Here is a 19589-nt window from a genome sequence, read left to right as displayed (position 1 = left end):
ATCGTGTCATGGGTTACGCCGCTGCATCCACCTGAACCCGACGCTTGCCGGTCAGCAGTTGTTGCATCAAGGCTTTCTTTTCTTGCTTGAGATGGCCAAGGCGCTTTTGTAGGGCGTCGATTTCTTTGTCAGCGGTGGTTAGGATTTCTGCTATTTTTTTCTGCTCGGATATGGGTGGGGTTAAAAAAGTCAGTTTTTTTAAATCAGACAACTGTATCCCCTTAACTGTACTACCTGTTCCAAGCTTACTTATTTCACTTTCTTTGTACTTAAACCAATAAAAAATATAATCTGGCACTGCTTTTTCATTGGGTATGATAGCTTTTAAATCTTGATTTATAGCCACATCGACTGAGCAAGTGACAACCCTTCCAACAGCCATTCTAGTTGCAATAATAACATTGCCTTTTTCTACTATATTTGCAGCGCTATTTCTTAGACCTTCATCGCTGATATGCTCTTGAGCACCTGTAATTCTATCTGAAACCAAGTCTTTTACTGTTACCCAAGGCAAATCACCATTCCAACATGATATATCTTCCCTTGGTGGCGTTCCTCCTCCATAAATTCTTTTCATTACAGCTTCTAATTTATTTACGTTCCACTCCCCCTCAAACCCAGGCAACCGTTTCTTGCCGGTCAAGAGTTGCTGCATCAAGGCTTTTTTGCGCTGTTGACTGTTCTCAAGCAGTTGCTCTGTGGCTGAAATCACGTTGTCCCATGTGCTCAGAATCTGGGCGATCTTTTTTTGTTCGGGGATGGGCGGGAGTGGAATAACCATCCGTTTTAACATTCCAGCATTAACGTTTTTCTGAGCTCCACCCGCTTCTCCCGAGGTAATGAATTTTTTGCCGTACTCCGAGTTGATGTACCGGCATACAAAATCTGGAAAGGCCTTATGCTGGTCTAATCTTGTAATGAGAGAAGTGAAACACTGAGCTCCTTCGTATTTCATCGGAACCACAGCAGAAACTCCGGGATAGCCTGTCCTGACGGTTAAGATGTCGCCTTGCTTGAGCCTCTTGTTTCGAAAGGCTTTCTCGTAGCTCGAGTTTACGTAAAGAATATCCGAGTCATCAATCCACCCCTCTTTAATATTTAGGTTTCTCAGCATTCGGATTCCGCTATCTGAATATGCATGTGTAGCAGCACTGGCAATACCAACCATCACTTTTTCTGAAATGTCGTCTAACCTCATCACCCCCCAGCTTTCAGGCAACATAACCCAACTCCTTCAGATACCCCTTCATCTGCTCATTCAGTTGTGCAATCTCAGCTTCAATGGCAGTCCGTTCTAACTGAACGGCCATAAGGTCGATTTCTTCTTCCTCTTCAAAGGTATCGACGTAGCGAGGAATATTGAGGTTGTAATCGTTTTCCTTGATCTCATCGAGGGTTGCGAGGTAGCTGTACTTATCAATGACGGTGCGCTGCTCTAGCGTATCAATGATTTTCTCGACATCTTGGTTACGCAAGGTGTTCTGGTTTTTCCCTGGTGCGAAGTCACGACTGGCATCAATAAACAACACATGCTCACCGTCTTCACGACACTTCTTGAGCACCAAGATTGCCGCCGGAATACCGGTACCAAAAAACAGGTTAGCCGGTAGGCCAATGACCGCATCTAAAGCGTTCATCTCTTTAATCATGTGCTCACGGATATGCCCTTCACTGGACCCACGGAACAACACCCCATGCGGTACAACAACCGCTGCCGTTCCGTTGTCATCTAGCTGGAACACCATGTGTTGAATAAAGGCCATGTCAGCCTTAGTCTTGGGTGCTAACTTACCGTAAGACGAGAATCGATCATCACTTAAAAACAACGGATTGGCTGACCAATCTAAGCTAAACGGTGGATTAGCGACAATGGCTTCAAAACGCTGCTCAAGATGCTGAGGGCGCTCCAGTGTACAGTCCTGCTTGATGTCAAAATCCTTGTAATGAACACCATGCAAAATCATGTTCATGCGTGCCAAGTTGAAGGTGGTACGGTTGTACTCCTGACCAAAGAAACGGCCTACTTTTTTCACTTGTTTAGCCACACGTAGCAACAGGGAACCGGAACCACAGGTCGGGTCATAGACGGACTTCAATTCATCCTTACCCAGTGACACGGCACGCGCCAAAATCTCCGAGACCCGTTGAGGCGTATAGAACTCACCGGCCTTTTTACCAGCATCCGAAGCGAAGTTACTGATCAGGTACTCATAGCTATCACCGAGGACATCGGCCTCTACATCGTCAATCATGAAGTCGATGCCATCGAGTCGCACCAGGATCTCTTTAATGATCTTGTTACGATCCTCAACAGTCTTGCCTAGCTTGGTAGAATTCAGGTCAAGGTCTTCAAAGAGATGGATAAAGTCAGCCTCAGATTCCTGACCGCGTGTACTGTTCTCAATGTCACTCAACACGGTTTGCAGATCAGACAGAATGAAGGCATTGGCATCACCTTGCATACGTGCCGCAACACTCATAAACAACTGGCTTGGCATCAAGTGATAACCTAGCGTATCAATCGCCTCTTCACGGATCGCCTCGATGATCTCAGCATTTTCTTCGCTGTCTTCATCCAACAAGGCATAGTCCAATCCATCTTCAGCCAGTGCTTCTTGAGCAATGCTGTAAAGGCGTTCTGATAGGAATTTGTAGAAGATGAAGCCGAGTATGTAATCGCGGTAGTCGTCACCCGATATACGTCCCCTAAGAAGATTACATATTGCCCAGAGTTGTTGTTGCAACATGCGTTTCTGTTCTTCTGACATCGTGTCGTCCTTAGTGTTGTGCTGACTGGTGAATAGGGTTAATTGATAGATAGAGGTATGAAGGTGATCAGCGGCTATTCACCCACTCTTGAGCGAGTTTTTGGGCTTCTTGGATTTGGGTGGGGGTCATTTCCTCTGCTAACTGATTTCTTAGTTTGACTGCATTCTGATTTCCTTGAGAAGCAGCTATATTTGCCCACATGTGAGCTTGCACATGATTTTGAACAACGCCGCCACCTATAAAATACATAGAACTAAGTCTGAACTGTGCCTGAGCATCACCCTGTTCAGCAGCTGCACGAAACCAACGAATGGCTTCTGCATCATTTTGTGGTACACCTTTGCCTTGAATATACCTAGCACCTAGGTTGATCTGTGCTTGAGCCTGACCCTGTTCAGCGGCTGCACGATACCAACGAATGGCTTCTGCATCATTTTGTGGTACGCCTCGGCCTTCAGTGTACCTAACACCTAGGCTTAACTGTGCTAATGCATCACCCTGCTCAGCGGCTGCATGATACCAGCGAACGGCTTCTATATCATTTTGTGGTACACCTTGGCCATTTTCATACATAAAGCCTAGGGTAAACTGTGCTAAAGCATCACCTTGATTGGCAAGAGAGCTGAAAACTTGGTATGCCTGTTGGAAATCCTCTTTTTGAAAAGCATCAACACCCTTCCTAAAATCAGATGAGTACGCTAGCGGCGAGATAAGCAAAGCCACCAGTAAAAAAACCGAAATGAGTTTGTGTTTCATACCTATTTCCTTATGAGATTGTTAAATCAATCTTAGTGCATAAACCCATCACGCTTAAGCGATGCATTGAGTGTTGTTCTACTAACCTTAAAGTGCTGAGCAACCTCAGCCTTGGTCATCATCGGATCTGAAAGCATTGCAGCGGCCTTTCTGATATCAGCCTCTGACAAGGATGGCTTACGTCCACCCTTTCGACCTCTTGCCCTTGCAGCGGCTAAGCCGGCCTTTGTTCTTTCAATGATCAGGGCGTGTTCAAACTCAGCCAAGGCACCAAAGATATGGAAGATCAATTTTCCACTGGCACTGGTGGTATCGATGGCCTCATTGAGTGACTTGAACCCAATCTCACGCTGATGCAGCTCTTCGATAATACCAACCAGGTCTTTAAGTGATCGGGCCAGTCGATCCATACGCCACACGACCAGAGTGTCGCCCTTGCGAAGTGTACGCAGGCACTGCGTCAATTCCGGTCGCTCTCTAAGCTTACCGGTGACTTTTTCTTGATAGATCTGTTCGCAACCCGCCCCGTTGAGCGCATCCAGTTGCAGCTCTGGATGCTGGTCCTGTGTACTAACCCTTGCATAGCCAATAATCATAATTAAGTACACCTAATCTGTTCATAGATACTTGTACGGAAAGTTGAACGTAAAAGCAAAGGATTTTGCAGGTTTTTGAGGAGAGATTGGGAGCGTCCAACAAACGGTCTATTTGTTACCCTGTAAAGTGCCTATACAGGTGTATCGTGGCAAGCTTCAAGCGTTTTTAAAATCAGCTCTTGAGCAGGGTGAGTTAGTTTTACCACCGGACTTAGTCCGGTGGTATTCTTAAGCCTGCGCCAACGGGTGTACAAAAAGTCGTGGAGTGTTCGGATTGAAGAACGTTACGCGCAGGGCAAGGATGTGATGCTTTATTTAGCGCCTTATTGCCGAGGCGGTCCACTAGACCCCAAACATCTGAAACGCTGGTCGGGCAGTCGCGGTGAAATCAGTTATTTCGACCATCAAAAACAGTTTGCAACCACACAATGGTTATAACAACGGTAATTAATCAAGCGTCTTTTTGACCATGTACCTGCCGAGGGTGTGGATAACAATCGTCATGCTGGCCTATATGGACCAGCCTGCAAGGACTATGAAACAGTATTTGCACAATTTGGCACCTTAGACGGGCCAAATGCAAAGACTTGTGTTGATCCACAGCATCGGTTAGTTTGCTGTAAACGCTGAGGATCGCCTTGTTTGCTAATCGGGCAGCGGTGGCAACAATCGAAAAAAGTAATTTTCTATATGAAGAAAGGCGTCCGAGATTCTGCAGGCGGTGTAGTCCAACAAAGCGTTGAAAGAGACCTCGAAAGGGGTAGATTGGATGATACATCCTAAATATTCTGCTGGAGGGTGTTTTTTTGCTTTCGACGGCTCATTAACTAAGCGTTACGTGCATCAGTAATCAGCGGGCACGGTTTAACAATTAATGTACACCGTTTGTTCAGTTAAAGATAAATCCAACTTCCTGTATTTTTTGCTGTAGATGAACAAGGGTTAAAGCTAGATGTTAAAGAGAATTAAGCTTATTCAAGGAGTAGGAAACTACACGCAAACACGGGCAAGTGGTATTGAATTGTCTGACGTGACTGTGGTTTACGGTGAAAATAGGTACGGTAAAAGTACTTTTTGTGATGTCATGCACTCGTTAGCTGAGGATAACCCTTCCTTCATATTGAATCGACAAAGCATACCGAATGATCTGACTAAGCCACCAAAAGTTGAGCTTATGTTTGGTACTGCCGTTGGAAATGTTACATCTAAATTTGAAAACGCTGAGTGGCAGGTCAAGATACCAGCTTGCTCTAAACTATATGTTTTTGACCAGAGTTTTATTCATCGAAATGTAATTACTGGCCAGAAACAAGAGCGACCAAACTCCGAAAGCATGACAAGCTTTATTCTTGGTGAAAACAATACCGCCTTGTTTGCTGATCTAGCAGGATTGAACGATAGGTTACGAGAAGAACGCAGGCTTCTCTCTAACTTACAGGGTCAATTTACTCCCCATACAGTAGGTGATATTCCAGAATATGTTAGCTCCGCTTTGCCAGAAGATACAAAAGAACAGCTAGAATCAAGCGCGGCAGCACATGAAGTGTCAATGCAGCAAATTACAACTACAATTCAGAACATTGACAAGATCAAGCGACGAAGCCTTCTAACTTGGGTTGGTACTCAAGTTAACTTCACCCAAGTATGTGATTCGATTAATTCCGTACTGGCATCTAGCCTTCAAAATGTTCATCACGAATCCTTACTATCTCTGCAACAGCACATGACAAATCATGTGACGAATTCCGTTACATTTAAAGGCTGGGTTAGTCAAGGCATATCACAGATTAAAGATGACTGCCCCTTTTGTGGGCAAACTTTAGATGCGGATGCTCAAAGTCTAATTGTTGCATACCAACAGGCCTTCAATGAGGAGTTTGATAGGTTTAACGATACGACGAGACAAACCTTAAACAGACTTCGACAGCCGTTTAACATTGCTAATACTCGTGATCAACTTATTCAGCAGCACCACGCGAACATGCAAGTGTTCGAATTGTATATTGAACCAGAGATTATAAGTAATCAAACACTAGAGCCATTAAAAATTACTCTAACACAAAAGCATGAGGCTATTCTTGCTTCTTTCGATTCTGTTGTCGTCAAAAGTCAGAGTGCTACGGAATTCTGGATTCCTAGGCTAGAACAAAAGTTTGCAACACCATATGAACCAGCTGAACCAGTTAGCTTTGACATTTTAAATACAGCGGCTAAAGCGTACAGCCAAGCAATATGTGATTATTGGGTGGTGGCAGATCAGATCAATGCTATATTCACTGCATATAAGGACTCGCTTAATGAAGTTCAGTTAAATACTCAACTAACTGCAATAAGACAAGAGCAAACTCAAGATAGTTTGAAACTAAAGAGAATCGAATTAGAACCACTTTGTCTGCAATATAGAGAGAAGCTAGCTACTGTTAACGAGTTGGATGCAAGTTACAGAGAACAAAAAAAGCAGCTTGAGGAGTCGCAAACGGCTTATTTGGAAGCTTACTTTAACTCGATAAATGAGCTCTTCCGCCAACTTGGTTCAAGTAACTTCGAAATTATTAAAGCACATAACAATCGTGGAAAACAGGTTATCTATGATCTTCGTGTTAAGTTCAAAGGCGAAGATATTCCTGCAGACAGAATCAATACAGTCTTTAGTGAATCAGACCGCAGGGCATTGGCACTTTGTATATTTTTAGCAAAAGTGCTGACTCTTTCAGAAGAGGAGAAGGCTAAGGCTATTTTGATCTTGGATGATCCAGTTACAAGTTTTGATAACGAGCGGATCGAACTTATTCTTATCAAGCTTGATGAATTACAGCGGACTGTAAAGCAGTTGGTAGTTACGACGCACTATAAAGGAATGGCTGCTAAAACGGCAAAAAAATTCAGGCATTGTGCAAAAGCACTGAAGTTAGTTCATGGAGGTGACACATGCTCAATAAATGAGGTTGACATCGCAGATATGATCGCTTCCGATCATGATATCGCGTTCGATAACATTAAAGCATTTGTAGATCGTGAAACGCATTTCGATATTAGAACAAGTTTGAGGCCATTTTTAGAGACCGAGATTCGTTCTCGCTTTAAGAAACAATTAGTTGAACTTGGAAAAACACCTTTAAGTGATTTGTCCCCCTGCATAGGGGCATTAAAAAGTAATGGCAATATATCTCCAGATGTTGAGGCAAGGCTAAGCTCAATCATAAACTCCCTCAATACACCGATGCACGAAATAGGTGGCGACCCGCTTGAAAACACCAGATCATTGGCAGAGCAGATATTAAACATTGTATACGGTGACTTATAAAATACAATAACAAGCAATGCATAGCAGCAGCTGAGCTGCAGCCTATGATGCTGGCGTTAATTTTTTTCGCATAATGGAAGTAAAATGAAGTTTTTGTTAGACATCTCACAATTGGAGCATGGTGATATTATTCTTGAATCTGGTAACACTAAACTGATCAGTGGAGCGATCAAAAAAGCTACCGATAGTGAATACTCTCATGCAATGGTGTATACAGGGTACTCGATGATTCATGCCACAACTAAAGGTGGAGTTTTTTCTAAAAATCCACAAAGGTTGCTCGTTGATAAAAGTAAAGCATTAAAAGTTCTAAGGCTTAGAGGTGGGCTAACACAGCCTCAAAAGGCTGCTGTTTGTGGGGAAGCCGGAGCTTTAGTTGGTAGCTTGTATGGTAAACGTGAAGCTTTAGGAGCAATTCGTAAGAAAAAACGAAATGAAGCCCAAAATCGAAGGCAATTTTGTTCTCGTCTAGTCGCGCAGTGTTATGACAAGGCAGGCATAAAGTTGGTTAAAAACGTAGATTATTGCGCACCTGAAGACTTTAATACTTCCTCGATGCTGTATGAAGTAACTAGTGCTGTAAGAGAGGCTTCTGCGCAAGATATTGCTTTAATGGGCAAAGAAGATCCTAACCTTGTTAACCAGAAAGAGACATTTAAATGGTTAAACAAAGCTAGAAATGCACTTAAAAAGAATGGTATCGAGATACAAACAATTAATGACGTTATTAAAGCATTACTTGTTGATGGTCGTCATGATAAGACAATTTGTAAGTTCGTAAACGCTACCAAGTATCTCACACTGTATAACATTGACCGAGATGCTAACCCGCATCGTTATTCTGCAAGCATATTTGCTGCTGAAGCAATAAATAGCCAAGATTTCCATAGTTTCATAAGGGACGAAGTTACCTTAAATGAGCGAGAGATCAGTAGACACTCTTTTAATTTACAAGCGTGTCGAACAAACTATGAGCCTTCTAATCTTGAATTTATACTACTGCATATTGAACTTTATTGTAATCTGCTTCAAGAGACGAGATATCGGTTAGTAGTCATTACAACTGCTCTAAAAGCTATTGGGTATAACACCGATCATGTTAATAGTTTGATCGCCCGAATAGACGATACAATTTTAGAGCGAAACTAACAAAGCATTTAAGTGTACTAGCTCAGATTTGATCTGACAGTTTTACCACTCTCAATAATGAGCTTTCAGCAACAATACAGAGGTAACCCTAAAGTTTTACTTTCGAAAAAACTATGTCTTCCTAAACTCTTTCCTCTGTAGATCTGATGGTTTAAGAGGCCTTTCTAACTGCTCCATCGTCATCCCAGCCGACATAGCGTTGTACTGCCAGCGTATGAACTTTTCTATGAGAAAGTCGTTAGTTTTGGTGAGACTTTTCACCTGTTCGGCTAAAGACTCAATTCGCTTATGCGCCACGTCTATGCTGTTTGGTCTAGCATAGTTTGAACTGCCAACCTCTTTAAGTCTCTTTTTGGTTAATGCGAATACCTCTTTGATTTCCTGCTTACGATCAAGTGCTTGGCGTGTTGTTAAGATGCCGAGCTGTGTTTTGCATGAATCGACTAGTAGATCCCAAGTTAACTCATACTGCCATTTGTGCAGCATCTTTACGATTGCTTTAACGTCGTCAGTAGTTAAATGTCTAGCCATTCATTATCGCCTCATCAACTCTTTTAATCGCTTTAAACCTTGGGCACGCTTGTCTTCACTTCCATTCAGTAGAGGTGAATTTGCAGTCTTGGTCTCTCCTCGAAAATGGATAGCTTGTTTCAGAGGGCTGAACCCATCATCTGTCAGAGCAATTACTGCACCATCTTCAATTTCAGGATTTTCAAGAATTTCAATCAATTCATTGTAGCGTTCAAGCTGTTTCGTGAAATGCACAACCCACCTGTCAGCTCCGTATTCGCCATTTTCCATTGCCTGTACAGATTTGGCTAACTGAGGTTTCACCTCATCTCGTCCGTACTTCAAACGGCGTAATTTTTCCTCTTCACCTTTGACGCACTTATGCTTCTTACACCCAAGACAATCCCGATGTTTGGGGCAGGGCTCCATTGCAAAATCATGAACACAGTAACCATAGATTGTGACATGAGCGACACGATCCTCTCGCCCAGGTGCACCCAGGTCAGAGACAATAACAGTCTGATTCGATTTAACGATCTCGGCTAAGCTAGTTGATTGAGAACCAAGACCAACACGACGCATAGACTTTACTTCATCATCAGGCGTACGGTGGTTGTATACACGGTTCTGACTAACATCCAGACGGCCCGCCCAGCGGGCTCTCTCAACTTGCCCAACCTGACCCTTCTCGGCCAATGTATCGAGCCAGTGTCGGTACTGATGGGATTTTGCTCTGTACTCGTCCCCTTCATACTCCCATCTTTGAAAGATATTTTTGTAATCGGCTTTTTCAGAACTAAGATCTACAGTTAATGTATTATTACTTAACACGTGAAAGTTATAGAACCTTGTAGGATAGGCACTATCTTCGGATAACTGCCCCTCAAAAAAACAAAACAACGCTTCGCTGTATTTTGTTTTTCGTTTTTTGCTAACATAGGGAAAATAACGGGGAAGAAGGCACTCTCTCAACACCACATTCAGCTTTCGCAGAGTCAACGAGTGAGTATCTTGGTCTTTCTGGTTTTGCTTTCCACCTCTAACAAATCCAGCCAACGCATCGTCAAGAATCTTATATGCTTGAGGGTTTCTATTAATATCTGTGGCTTTTAGCCTATAGCTCAACCACTGCTTAAGATCCCCACGACTACATTTGATTTGAATAGCATTACATACTTGTGTGTGCGTGAGCAGTGCATCTTGGTCTTCCAAATCCATGATATCATCATGTATTGGAAACTCATCAGGGTTGCCTTCGAGAAAGCGAGCGAGAGCTCGTGCACCTTCTGTAATTTCCTGTATCCGTCGTACTGCCTCTTTTACTGCTGGTGCCATTGTTTCAGGAACAGGCTTATCTGTGAAACCATACCCTTTTTGCCCAAACCATGCTAAAAACAGTTCAGCTTTGCCTTCCTTAGTCTTTCGCTCAATCAAGGGATCACGCACAACTTCTATCAATTCTCCAGCACGTGATGGCTGTGACAGTGCTAAAGCAACCATCGATGTTGTACAAATATCACGATGAGCTGTTGGGGATGCTGCAAAAATTTCTGCAATCGCATTAAGAGCAATTGGATTAGGTAATGACTTATTTGCCTTATCCTTGCGAGAACGATGCCCATTATCAGAAGCAAACGGACGTGGAATTGGGTTCTTCCATATGATCGGCTTATATACTAGCTTATTTGTCGTTAGGAATTTGCCAAGAGCTGCGAGCTTATTACCTGCTCGGTATGCTCCAGCGGCAGAATAAAAGAGTTTTAGATTTTCAGCAGCTTCATCAAGCACCGTTGCATCAACCAGCGTGATGTCTGCTTTACCCCTAAGTTTCAGTAATGAAGGCTCTAGAGCTCTCAATGCCTCTATGTCTTTGTTGCCTTGAGTACGTTTTAGCGCCTGAGTATATAAAATGTAGGCCTTTGAGAATTCTATAAAATCAGCATTAAAAAGTTCTTCCTTAGTTAAGGGCACAGCACCTTTACGAAGTCGGCTTGAATGTACTCCATGCTTTACAAACCCAACACCTACCCACTCACCCCAATTATCTTCGTCCCATTTAAGAGGATAGTGAATTGAATCGCCTTTACTGTTCTCGAAGTAATCGAACGCAGTAATCTGTTTAGTAGTCGCGATGAATTCCTGAACTTGCTTTTCCGCATCTAGGTTTGCTTTAGGCTTAAACAACACTACATTGGAATCAGCCATCGCTTTCTTCCTCATCCTTGCGCATTCTCTCACAGCGTTGAATCACGTCCTCAACCGCAAGAATAGAGCGATCAAGAATCCCTGCGATAGTATGATCACCCGTAGTTTTGATGATTTCCTCACGCTCATCTAATAGCTGAATTAAGACCTCCTCATGGGGAGCATCACGCCAAGCCTGAAACTTCACACAGGTGTAACATGCCACAGGAGCGTTTGCACCGCAGAATCCCATTTGACCGCAGGTACCAATGGATTCTTCTCCATCATGTGTACGAATTCTGCTAGTAAGATCATTGCCGCGAATGGCTGACTGTTCATCCTTTACAATAACGCCTGCGAACGCTTGTGCTATCGGTGCCAAGTATCGGCTTAGTTTTTGATCCAGACGCGTTGCCATTTCAGCACTGACCTCTATGTAGCTCCTTACGTTTTGTTTATCTTGATGATCGAGAGCGGTTGCGATCACGGCTTCTCCGTAGCCCTCTCGCGCAAGATCTGTTCCAAGTGTACGCCGAAAACGTGTAGCCCTTAGACGCAGCCGTTCTCCCGTGCGTTCGGATATTACATTGATGATAATTTCAACTCTGGCTAAAGCTTCACTCCAAGCAAATTTTGGGGCATGATGCTCTTCGGTAATCTCATCACCAGAGTGTAAAGATCCACCAAATAATCTGTAATTCGGAAGCAAAGGACAATGATCGATAAATTCGGTCTTACCTATTAAGGTATTCACACGTTTTTTTTGTAACTGTACTAACTCATAGAGAGATTCAGAGATCACAAATTTAGAGAATTCTTTACGAAAGCCACCTCCCCGCTGCTTGGCGCGCGGCATATTAACCACTAGATCGCTTGTAAAATCACCAAATCTGAGTTGAGCATACTGACGCGCTCGCTGGCCGAGTTCGGCAAAAAGGTAGCCGACTAAGTAGTCCGTAACATCAAGTTTGAAAACACCATAGGCATTAGCCATTCCAGTATATATACCCTGCATTTCAATCGGGCTGTATGGTCCGGAGTGAGGATCATGAGTGAGGACTGCTCGTCCTTTCTCATTGCCTTTGAAGGAAAGTGCATTGGTGTGCTCTATGAATTCGTCACTCACACCCCACAAGCCACTACTATGCCAGAATCGAAAAAAGCCTCGAAGCGTCGAAACCTGATACTCCCGAGCAGGACCACGTTTGTTCTTGAGTGAAATAAACTGGATTGGATCGAGAATATTATTGAGGTCGGGATAATCATTCCTGAACATATTCAGGTATGACACTATGTTCCTTACTGAGTCACCAGTATTGATTTGGGCAAAGCTAGACAAAGCCAGACGAAAGTAGGACCGATCCTCTACAGAGAAAAGAAACTCAGCTTTGCAAACATTTGCCTTCCTTTTGTCATTAAAACTTAGCGCCCAAGTGTCATCCGCAGGGATGAAAGGCAAGCCTTCGTGACTAACATACTCCCTAGCCAGGAGTTCATCCAGCTCATGACTTGGTATCTTTTCTGCTAAGTTACCTACCAAAGTACTTAAATCTCCATTCCATACAAACAACTACTACGCTTACGACAAGCAATACGGACACCTATTTTAGGATTAATCCCATTTTTGTCCAGATTTGGCTAGATCAGATAGATTATCGGCGCGGCGCTGCATCGCTTTGTTGGCCACCTCTTTGTTGTAACGCCTGTTATACAAAGTCTGCATTTGCCCACCGGGTTGCCACCCCATCACATCTGACCGAGTCTGTTCATCTAATGACTCTTTCTCTTTGGGTGTCATTTTTTCCCAGTCAGGAGACTGCCTCAACCATTCTGAGAAACGGTAGTTGAAATGATGCCTAAACAGATGTGGATAGACGTCCTTAAGTATCGGGAATGCCGCTTTCAATGTTTTCATCACATAGTCAAAGCCAGAGATCGAAAGAGGCTGTCCTACACGCTCTTTCTCATGGTTCACGAATAAGACGGGGTGTTTTTTTGCTGCTTTGCATTTACCCCGGTGCTCTGTGATGTATTGCCATAAAGCTTGAATGAGCTCTTCTGGTACAGGGATGTCACGCTCCTTGGTTTTCTGAAGCGGCTGGTAATTTCGCGGATCAGCAGGATCATGGTGACGTTTACGTATGCGAATCACATTATCTGCAATATCAATATCTTCAACGTATAGTCCACACATTTCACCCTTACGCATACCTGTCTCATAGAGTGTATGAATCATCAGGCAATTACGAAGCTGCAATGAGTCAGACGACTTCCAAGGGATATCAGGGTGACCTGGTAGTATCTTATGAAGCAACACATCGATTTGCTCATCCGTCAGCTTCGCATCGATATTTGCATCACCTCTTCGTTTTTTCGGCAAGTGACCGTTAAACTTGTTGTTCAAACGCGTTGCCTGCTTGTCCTTGTCTGGATGTCCACTAACTAGTGGGTAGAGGAATTCGCAAACGTATCGTTGAATGGCTTTTAGACGATTGTACCTGGTCTCACTGTCTACGTACTGATATGCCTTGGGTAAAACTTTAACACCTTGGATAATTTTCTCAGCTGTGTCTTTGTGGTATGCAGTAAAATTAACCAAGCTTTGGAACTCTACATCTGTCATTTCAATTCCACTTTTTACCCGATCTACCAAACAGATGTTGCTAACAAACTCCCAATAGGGAAGAAATCTGAGATGATTGAGTATGTTACTCTGAGTACTAGGTGATTTATGGCGAAACTTAGACGTTATGAAATAAGTTGGATAGAACACTGGAAAACCGTCCTGGAACGGCAAATAGATCCGCTCACCATTTTCCAATCGTTTTAATTTTATCGTCCACATATCTCTACACCAAATTCATTACAAAAATAATACCATACCATCCGCATAAAAAACACAACCAAAACGTTACACCGCATAATCAACATCACAAACAAAAATGCCCAGCTATTGCTGGGCATTTACACTCTTAATTCATAAAAAACATTACATTTAATATATACTATCCGCTAAAACGGAATATCATCATCAAAATCATCAAAACCAGGTGCCGGCTGGGCGGGCTGCTGCTGAGGTGCAGGCTGGTTTTGTGGGCGAGACTGTTGCGGCGCAGGACGTGATTGCTGCTGAGGTTGTTGACCATACCCCATTGGGTCCTGGTTACCGGCGTAACCGCCCTGATTACCACCACCGCCTTCGCCACCACGGCCATCCAGCATTTGCATTTCACTGGCAACGATCTCGGTGGTGTAACGGTCCTGACCACTCTGATCCTGCCATTTACGGGTACGCAAAGCGCCTTCGATATACACTTTCGAGCCTTTACGTAAGTATTCACCGGCAATTTCAGCAAGACGATTGAAGAATACCACCCGGTGCCATTCGGTTCTTTCCTGTGGCTGTCCGGTCTGCTTATCCTTCCATGTATCGCTAGTTGCCAGAGTCAGGTTAGTAACTGCATTGCCTGATGGCATGTACTTAACTTCCGGGTCCTGGCCCAGGTTGCCTATCAGGATTACTTTATTGATGCCGCGTGCCATTATTCTCTCCAAATCGTAAAAGGTTCTACATGTTGGTGCTCCCTGCATCCAACCTTTGTAGGTTGGATGAGAATAACACAAGCTTAGGTTTAGGCTGAACAGCTAAGCCAAATTTTTCATGGAGATCTAAACAAATACCACTACAATCTCTCAGGCTTGCTATCGCTCTGACTGCCGCCGTTACCAACCGCGCCGGTCTGCAAAATCGTGCCATTTCATGATAGCAGGGAGAAACCAAGGCGTACCTGTATATAGAGGCCGGGTTTTGAAAGGAAACTCATCAAAGGATGTATGGCCTTCAACAAGGTTTAGCACTTGCTGGGCAATTTTTAGGCCGAAGTAATTGGCTCGGCCTACACCCGAGCCGCAATATCCCATGGCGTAATGCATGTCATCCATTTTACCCAGGTGGGGTACATGATCGAAGGTATAAGCCACAAAGCCTGACCAGGCATAATCAATTTTCGTTTCTTCCAACTGGGGAAAGGTACGAATCATGAAATCCTGTAGGTATTTCGAATAGAGTTGCGGTTGATCGCCTTTCCCAAAGGCCCGCCCGCCAAACAGAATACGTTTACCGTCCGGCGAAGGTCGATAATAAGCCACCAGTCGCTCTGTTCCGCCATGTGCACGTAGCTTTGGACTTACTGAACGTATCACCGACTCTGGGAGCTCTTCTGTGGCAATCATGGCAGAGCGTATTGGAATAATACGCCGCTTAAACTTACCAAACTCGCTGCCAGTATAACCATTGGTAGCGACAATCAGCTGATCTGCATCGATCACACCGCCATCGTACTGAACTTTATATGTACTGCCTTGTTTAGTCACATCTCGAACCCGAGTGTGCTCCAATAATAGCGCACCCGCTTGTTGCGCGAGGTTACAAAGCCCACGATGCAGCTTTGCTGGCTGCAGGGTGCCGTCTGTAGGATACACCACGCCACCGTGATAAGCATTGGAGCCTACTTCTTGGAATTGATCCTGACGACTCACCACAATGGCCGGAAAATCTACCACTTTCGCCAGCTCTTCTGCCTGCTCGATTAGACCTGTGAAATGGCTAGGGTGACTGGCACCACGAAAGCGGCCACATAAGGATAAGTCACAATCAATCTGCTCTTCTTTGATGAAATCCACCAGCCAATTAAAGGCGACCAGACTCTCTTTTATAGTGGAGTGCACCTTGTCACGACCGTATTGCCGCTCCAATCCATCCACTCCCAATTTACTAAAACTCGGGCCAAGTAAACCACCATTGCGACAACTGGCTCCTTCCCCTAAACGTCCGCCCTCAAACACCACCACTTTCAAGCCGGCTCGTGCCAGGGTAATGGCAGCAGAAATTCCGGTATACCCGCCACCCACAATCACCGCATCGGCTTTTTTAGGGATTTCGAAACGTGCATTAGCATGAACCGTGTGCTTCAACGATGTATCTACCAGCCAATAAGGCATGTTGGTATAGGTTGATATATTTTTTGCCAACATATCGATTGCATTCCATAAGAAATAAAGAAGTAAGAGTGCTGCAAAGACACTAGAACACGTGTTGTAAAAACTCTTTGGTACGATCCCATTGAGGATTCAGGAGTACTTGCTCTGGCGGGCCCACTTCGACGATCTCCCCTTCCGCCATAAACACCACTCGATCTGCGACTTGACGAGCAAACTGCATTTCATGGGTCACACAAATCATCGTCATTCCGGTTTTTGCCAAATTGATCATCACGTCCAGTACTTCCTTCACCATCTCTGGATCTAAGGCTGAAGTAGGTTCATCAAAGAGCATGATTTTCGGCTCCATGGCGAGAGATCTGGAAATCGCAACGCGTTGCTGCTGGCCACCAGATAACTGCCCAGGATAACGCTCAGCCAAATGCGCGATACCGACCCTATCTAGCAAGCGAATGGCCATGTCATTAGCGTCGTTTTCTGACATTTTGCGCAACCAAGTTAAGCTCAAGGTGCAGTTTTGCAACACCGTAAGATGGGGAAACAGGTTAAAGTTTTGGAACACCATTCCCATGGTTTGGTGAATCACTTTTTGGCTCTGACGATCTCGAACCAGGGGTTGACCAAAAATGGATACCACCCCCTGTTGATACTCTTCCAGATGGTTCAAACACCGAATCAGTGTCGATTTGCCCGATCCCGAGGGTCCACAAACCACCAATATTTCGCCTTCAGAGATATCTAGAGAAACATCCTTTAGGACATGATTATCACCATACCATTTGTTGAGTTCTTCGATTTTAATCGCCGTATTAGACACGGACTTATTAGCCACACCCTCTGATAAAATCGTCATTAGCGATCCACCTTTAATTTCTTTTCAAGATTTAAGCTGTACTGAGACATGCCGTAACACAGAACGAAGAACAGAATAGAAATCATTACTAGCGGTTCTGTGTGCAAGCCGATCCAATCTTTATCATTGGCAATATTGCGTGCCATCAACATAATGTCGAATAAGCCGATAATAGAAACCAAGGTTGTATCTTTTAGCAGGCTGATAAATGACGTCATAATATTTGGAATCATCATTTTTAAGGCTTGCGGTAAAATAATTAGCAGCATGGTTCTCCAATAACCCAAACCCAGTGTCTCTGCGGCTTCGTATTGACCTTTAGGAATCGCTTGCAAGCCGCCACGAATATTTTCTGCCATATAGGCGCCAGCAAATATACACACCGCCACTAGCACCTGGGTTAGCTTGTTAAACTCCACATCAGCCGGTAAAAATATAGGTAGTAAGGTCACGGCCATAAACAACACGGTAATCAGGGGCACAGAACGAACCAACTCAATGACTGCCATAGAAAGCCAATGAATCACTGGCAGCTTAGAACGTCGTCCAAGCGCCAGTACCACGCCGATAGGAATCGCCATGGTGATAGCAAAACCGGCAATGATGAAGGTTAAAAACAGCCCGCCCCAACGCTCAATCGCCACTGGCTCAAGGGAAACTTGACTGATGCTAATGGCCACCAAAACTGACACCAGCAACCACGACAGGATAAAACTAAGCAGAGAAATACGACGCTGAACCCAACGAGATAACAGAGGGACAAACAGCTCGTTCAAGCCTTTATAGCCCAACCTGGACAACAGCCAATTAGCATACAAAATAATCAGGAAGGATAGGGCCAAGCAGGTCACTGCACCATGAACAAGCCCCAACTCTGTGCCAAAGCGCCCTCCCAAGAAGAGGTAAGCCCCGAGAAAAGGATATAAGCTAACCCAGGACAACAGGATAAAGTTGCGCAACGGCAGTCGCTGAGCCATCAAGGGCAATAACCAAATCACACCAAGCAACACGCCAACATTAACGCGCCACTGTTGATCAATAGGAAATCGACCATAAATCAAACTGTTAAACCAGCTTATCACCCCGGCCCAGCAAGCGCCCTCGGCACTTAACTCCATACATTGACGACGGTTGTCCGCAATAAATACCGCGTTAAACACTGCCCAATCCAACATATGCTTTAACAAATAAAATAGCACCGCCGCGATACATAGGGTCAGTAAGCTATTGCCAATTGTATTAAAACAACGATGTCGTATCGTCCCGATCAAGCCTCTGTCGCTTTTAAGCGGAGGACGCGAAGGCGAAGCCACAAACTTCTTCAACGCGGGAAGATTATTAACTTTTAGATCATCCATTTAGCGCACCTTATACTGCACATGGTCGTTGTATTTATTGAGCAAATATGAGATCAGCAAACTGATAAAAATGTAGAATCCCATCACCATAAAAATAATCTCTATGGCACGCCCAGTCTGATTCATCGATGTTTGCATAAACACAGAAACTAGCTCAGGAAAGCCTATGGCCACGGCGAGCGAAGAGTCTTTCACACTGGTTAACCAGGAGTTGGTCATGGGGGGAATAATCGAGCGGATGGCTTGTGGAATAAGGATCAAGCGCAGCGACTGATAGCGAGAAAAACCTATCGTGAACGCAGCTTCGCCCTGGCCACGATCAATGGATTGCATACCGGCACGAACGGTTTCGGCTATGGCTGCAGAGCGATACACCGTCATGGCTACAAATGCTGCACCAAAAGAGGCTGGAAGAAACGCACCACCTGTGTAGTTAAATCCTTGCAGCTCAGGGACTGACAGCGTTATCGAACTTGCAATAAACCAAGCGACCCCACCAGCCGCAACACACCACACCACTAGACCAATATAAAAAGCAGCAGGGTTGGCTTTCAGAAACGATTTATACCTAGTAATGAGGCCATATAGCGCTACTATCAACGCCATAACAAGGGTGATTATCCCCCACCATGACAGGGAGCTTTCTGGGCTAATAACATAAAGCCCTCGATTGTTAAGGAATAACCAATCACCTAGATGGTAGCTTTGCCGTGGCGCTGGCAAGGTCGAAAATACCACGCTAAACCAGAAGATAATTTGAATTAACAGTGGCACATTACGCACGACTTCCACATACCAACGTGCTAACTGCTCCACCAAGGGATTACTGGACAAACGCATGATGCCTACCACGACACCAATAATCGTACCAAACACAATGACACAAAAAGACAGCACTAGCGTATTGACGATGCCAACCAAGAACACACGCCAATAACTCATGCCTGCATCATAAGGGATCAAGCTCCAACTGATATTGAATCCCGACGTAACTTGCAGGAAATCAAAACCAAACGTCATGCCTAATTTATTTCCTGAATTCAACTATTAACTGCAACACCCGCTTATATTCTGTCGCAATTGCTCTTTAAAAATTACGTCTGGTTGAA

General features: G+C 44.3%; 16 protein-coding genes. 3 read left to right on the top strand and 13 right to left on the bottom strand.

The genetic code is table 11. The features are described 5' to 3' along the window. Positions 1–13 precede the first annotated feature (13 nt). The 4 genes from ACN0R1_RS18880 to ACN0R1_RS18865 all read right to left on the bottom strand — a co-directional run bounded on the left by ACN0R1_RS18880 (position 14) and on the right by ACN0R1_RS18865 (position 4121). Positions 14–1222, bottom strand: coding sequence for a restriction endonuclease subunit S (locus ACN0R1_RS18880; RefSeq protein ID WP_417585689.1), 1209 nt, complete (start codon positions 1220–1222; stop codon positions 14–16). Further along, positions 1212–2768, bottom strand: coding sequence for a type I restriction-modification system subunit M (locus ACN0R1_RS18875; protein ID WP_417585687.1), 1557 nt, complete (start codon positions 2766–2768; stop codon positions 1212–1214). The genes ACN0R1_RS18880 and ACN0R1_RS18875 overlap by 11 nt, the downstream gene beginning before the upstream one ends. A 67-nt stretch (positions 2769–2835) precedes the next feature. Further along, positions 2836–3525, bottom strand: coding sequence for a tetratricopeptide repeat protein (locus tag ACN0R1_RS18870; RefSeq protein WP_417585685.1), 690 nt, complete (start codon positions 3523–3525; stop codon positions 2836–2838). A gap of 32 nt (positions 3526–3557) precedes the next feature. Further along, positions 3558–4121 carry a recombinase family protein gene (locus ACN0R1_RS18865; RefSeq protein ID WP_417585683.1) on the bottom strand — a complete coding sequence of 188 codons (564 nt, stop codon included), beginning with the start codon at positions 4119–4121 and terminating at the stop codon, positions 3558–3560. A gap of 219 nt (positions 4122–4340) precedes the next feature. Between ACN0R1_RS18865 and ACN0R1_RS18860 the strand changes: the two genes are divergently transcribed. From ACN0R1_RS18860 to ACN0R1_RS18850, 3 genes are all read left to right on the top strand, one after another. Beyond that, complete coding sequence (locus tag ACN0R1_RS18860; protein ID WP_417585681.1) at positions 4341–4559, top strand: transposase; 219 nt, start codon at positions 4341–4343, stop codon at positions 4557–4559. A gap of 514 nt (positions 4560–5073) precedes the next feature. Beyond that, on the top strand, positions 5074–7425 hold the full coding sequence (locus ACN0R1_RS18855; RefSeq protein WP_417585679.1) for an AAA family ATPase: 2352 nt from the start codon (positions 5074–5076) through the stop codon (positions 7423–7425). A gap of 84 nt (positions 7426–7509) precedes the next feature. Continuing rightward, positions 7510–8574 (top strand): YiiX/YebB-like N1pC/P60 family cysteine hydrolase, encoded by a 1065-nt coding sequence (locus tag ACN0R1_RS18850; protein WP_417585677.1) that lies wholly within the window; start codon positions 7510–7512, stop codon positions 8572–8574. A gap of 111 nt (positions 8575–8685) precedes the next feature. Here ACN0R1_RS18850 and ACN0R1_RS18845 read toward each other — a convergent pair whose 3' ends face one another. From ACN0R1_RS18845 to ACN0R1_RS18805, 9 genes are all read right to left on the bottom strand, one after another. Then, positions 8686–9105, bottom strand: coding sequence for a hypothetical protein (locus ACN0R1_RS18845; protein ID WP_417585675.1), 420 nt, complete (start codon positions 9103–9105; stop codon positions 8686–8688). Between the two features lie 3 nt (positions 9106–9108). Beyond that, a complete protein-coding gene (locus tag ACN0R1_RS18840; RefSeq protein ID WP_417585673.1) occupies positions 9109–11289 on the bottom strand; it encodes a hypothetical protein in 2181 nt (726 codons plus the stop codon). Continuing rightward, positions 11282–12838, bottom strand: a complete 1557-nt coding sequence (locus ACN0R1_RS18835) for a site-specific integrase (RefSeq protein WP_417585671.1) — start codon at positions 12836–12838, stop codon at positions 11282–11284. Before ACN0R1_RS18835 ends, ACN0R1_RS18840 begins: the two co-directional genes overlap by 8 nt. A gap of 42 nt (positions 12839–12880) precedes the next feature. Beyond that, entirely contained in the window at positions 12881–14113 is a 1233-nt protein-coding gene (locus ACN0R1_RS18830; protein ID WP_417585669.1) for a tyrosine-type recombinase/integrase, read from the bottom strand. A 167-nt stretch (positions 14114–14280) separates the two neighbouring features. Further along, entirely contained in the window at positions 14281–14811 is a 531-nt protein-coding gene (gene ssb / locus ACN0R1_RS18825; protein ID WP_417585667.1) for a single-stranded DNA-binding protein, read from the bottom strand. Between the two features lie 180 nt (positions 14812–14991). Beyond that, positions 14992–16302 (bottom strand): NAD(P)/FAD-dependent oxidoreductase, encoded by a 1311-nt coding sequence (locus ACN0R1_RS18820; protein ID WP_417585665.1) that lies wholly within the window; start codon positions 16300–16302, stop codon positions 14992–14994. 49 nt (positions 16303–16351) lie between these two features. Continuing rightward, a complete protein-coding gene (locus ACN0R1_RS18815; protein WP_417585663.1) occupies positions 16352–17122 on the bottom strand; it encodes an amino acid ABC transporter ATP-binding protein in 771 nt (256 codons plus the stop codon). Continuing rightward, complete coding sequence (locus ACN0R1_RS18810; protein ID WP_417585661.1) at positions 17122–18480, bottom strand: amino acid ABC transporter permease; 1359 nt, start codon at positions 18478–18480, stop codon at positions 17122–17124. The genes ACN0R1_RS18815 and ACN0R1_RS18810 overlap by 1 nt, the downstream gene beginning before the upstream one ends. Further along, entirely contained in the window at positions 18481–19500 is a 1020-nt protein-coding gene (locus tag ACN0R1_RS18805) for an amino acid ABC transporter permease (RefSeq protein WP_417585659.1), read from the bottom strand. It abuts the gene before it with no gap. Positions 19501–19589 lie beyond the last annotated feature (89 nt).

Source organism: Nitrincola sp. (assembly GCF_048264025.1).
Lineage (GTDB): Bacteria > Pseudomonadota > Gammaproteobacteria > Pseudomonadales > Balneatricaceae > Nitrincola.
This window is presented reverse-complemented; position numbering and strand designations above follow the sequence as displayed.

Excerpts from the sequence above, each read along its gene's own strand:
- ACN0R1_RS18880 (WP_417585689.1), bottom strand. The coding sequence starts at position 1,222 with ATGTTGCCTGAAAGCTGGGGGGTGATGAGGTTAGACGACATTTCAGAA.
- ACN0R1_RS18855 (WP_417585679.1), top strand. The coding sequence starts at position 5,074 with ATGTTAAAGAGAATTAAGCTTATTCAAGGAGTAGGAAACTACACGCAA.
- ACN0R1_RS18875 (WP_417585687.1), bottom strand. The coding sequence starts at position 2,768 with ATGTCAGAAGAACAGAAACGCATGTTGCAACAACAACTCTGGGCAATA.
- ssb (WP_417585667.1), bottom strand. The coding sequence starts at position 14,811 with ATGGCACGCGGCATCAATAAAGTAATCCTGATAGGCAACCTGGGCCAG.
- ACN0R1_RS18830 (WP_417585669.1), bottom strand. The coding sequence starts at position 14,113 with ATGTGGACGATAAAATTAAAACGATTGGAAAATGGTGAGCGGATCTAT.
- ACN0R1_RS18850 (WP_417585677.1), top strand. The coding sequence starts at position 7,510 with ATGAAGTTTTTGTTAGACATCTCACAATTGGAGCATGGTGATATTATT.
- ACN0R1_RS18845 (WP_417585675.1), bottom strand. The coding sequence starts at position 9,105 with ATGGCTAGACATTTAACTACTGACGACGTTAAAGCAATCGTAAAGATG.
- ACN0R1_RS18840 (WP_417585673.1), bottom strand. The coding sequence starts at position 11,289 with ATGGCTGATTCCAATGTAGTGTTGTTTAAGCCTAAAGCAAACCTAGAT.
- ACN0R1_RS18810 (WP_417585661.1), bottom strand. The coding sequence starts at position 18,480 with ATGGATGATCTAAAAGTTAATAATCTTCCCGCGTTGAAGAAGTTTGTG.
- ACN0R1_RS18815 (WP_417585663.1), bottom strand. The coding sequence starts at position 17,122 with ATGACGATTTTATCAGAGGGTGTGGCTAATAAGTCCGTGTCTAATACG.
- ACN0R1_RS18870 (WP_417585685.1), bottom strand. The coding sequence starts at position 3,525 with ATGAAACACAAACTCATTTCGGTTTTTTTACTGGTGGCTTTGCTTATC.
- ACN0R1_RS18805 (WP_417585659.1), bottom strand. The coding sequence starts at position 19,500 with ATGACGTTTGGTTTTGATTTCCTGCAAGTTACGTCGGGATTCAATATC.
- ACN0R1_RS18820 (WP_417585665.1), bottom strand. The coding sequence starts at position 16,302 with ATGTTGGCAAAAAATATATCAACCTATACCAACATGCCTTATTGGCTG.
- ACN0R1_RS18865 (WP_417585683.1), bottom strand. The coding sequence starts at position 4,121 with ATGATTATTGGCTATGCAAGGGTTAGTACACAGGACCAGCATCCAGAG.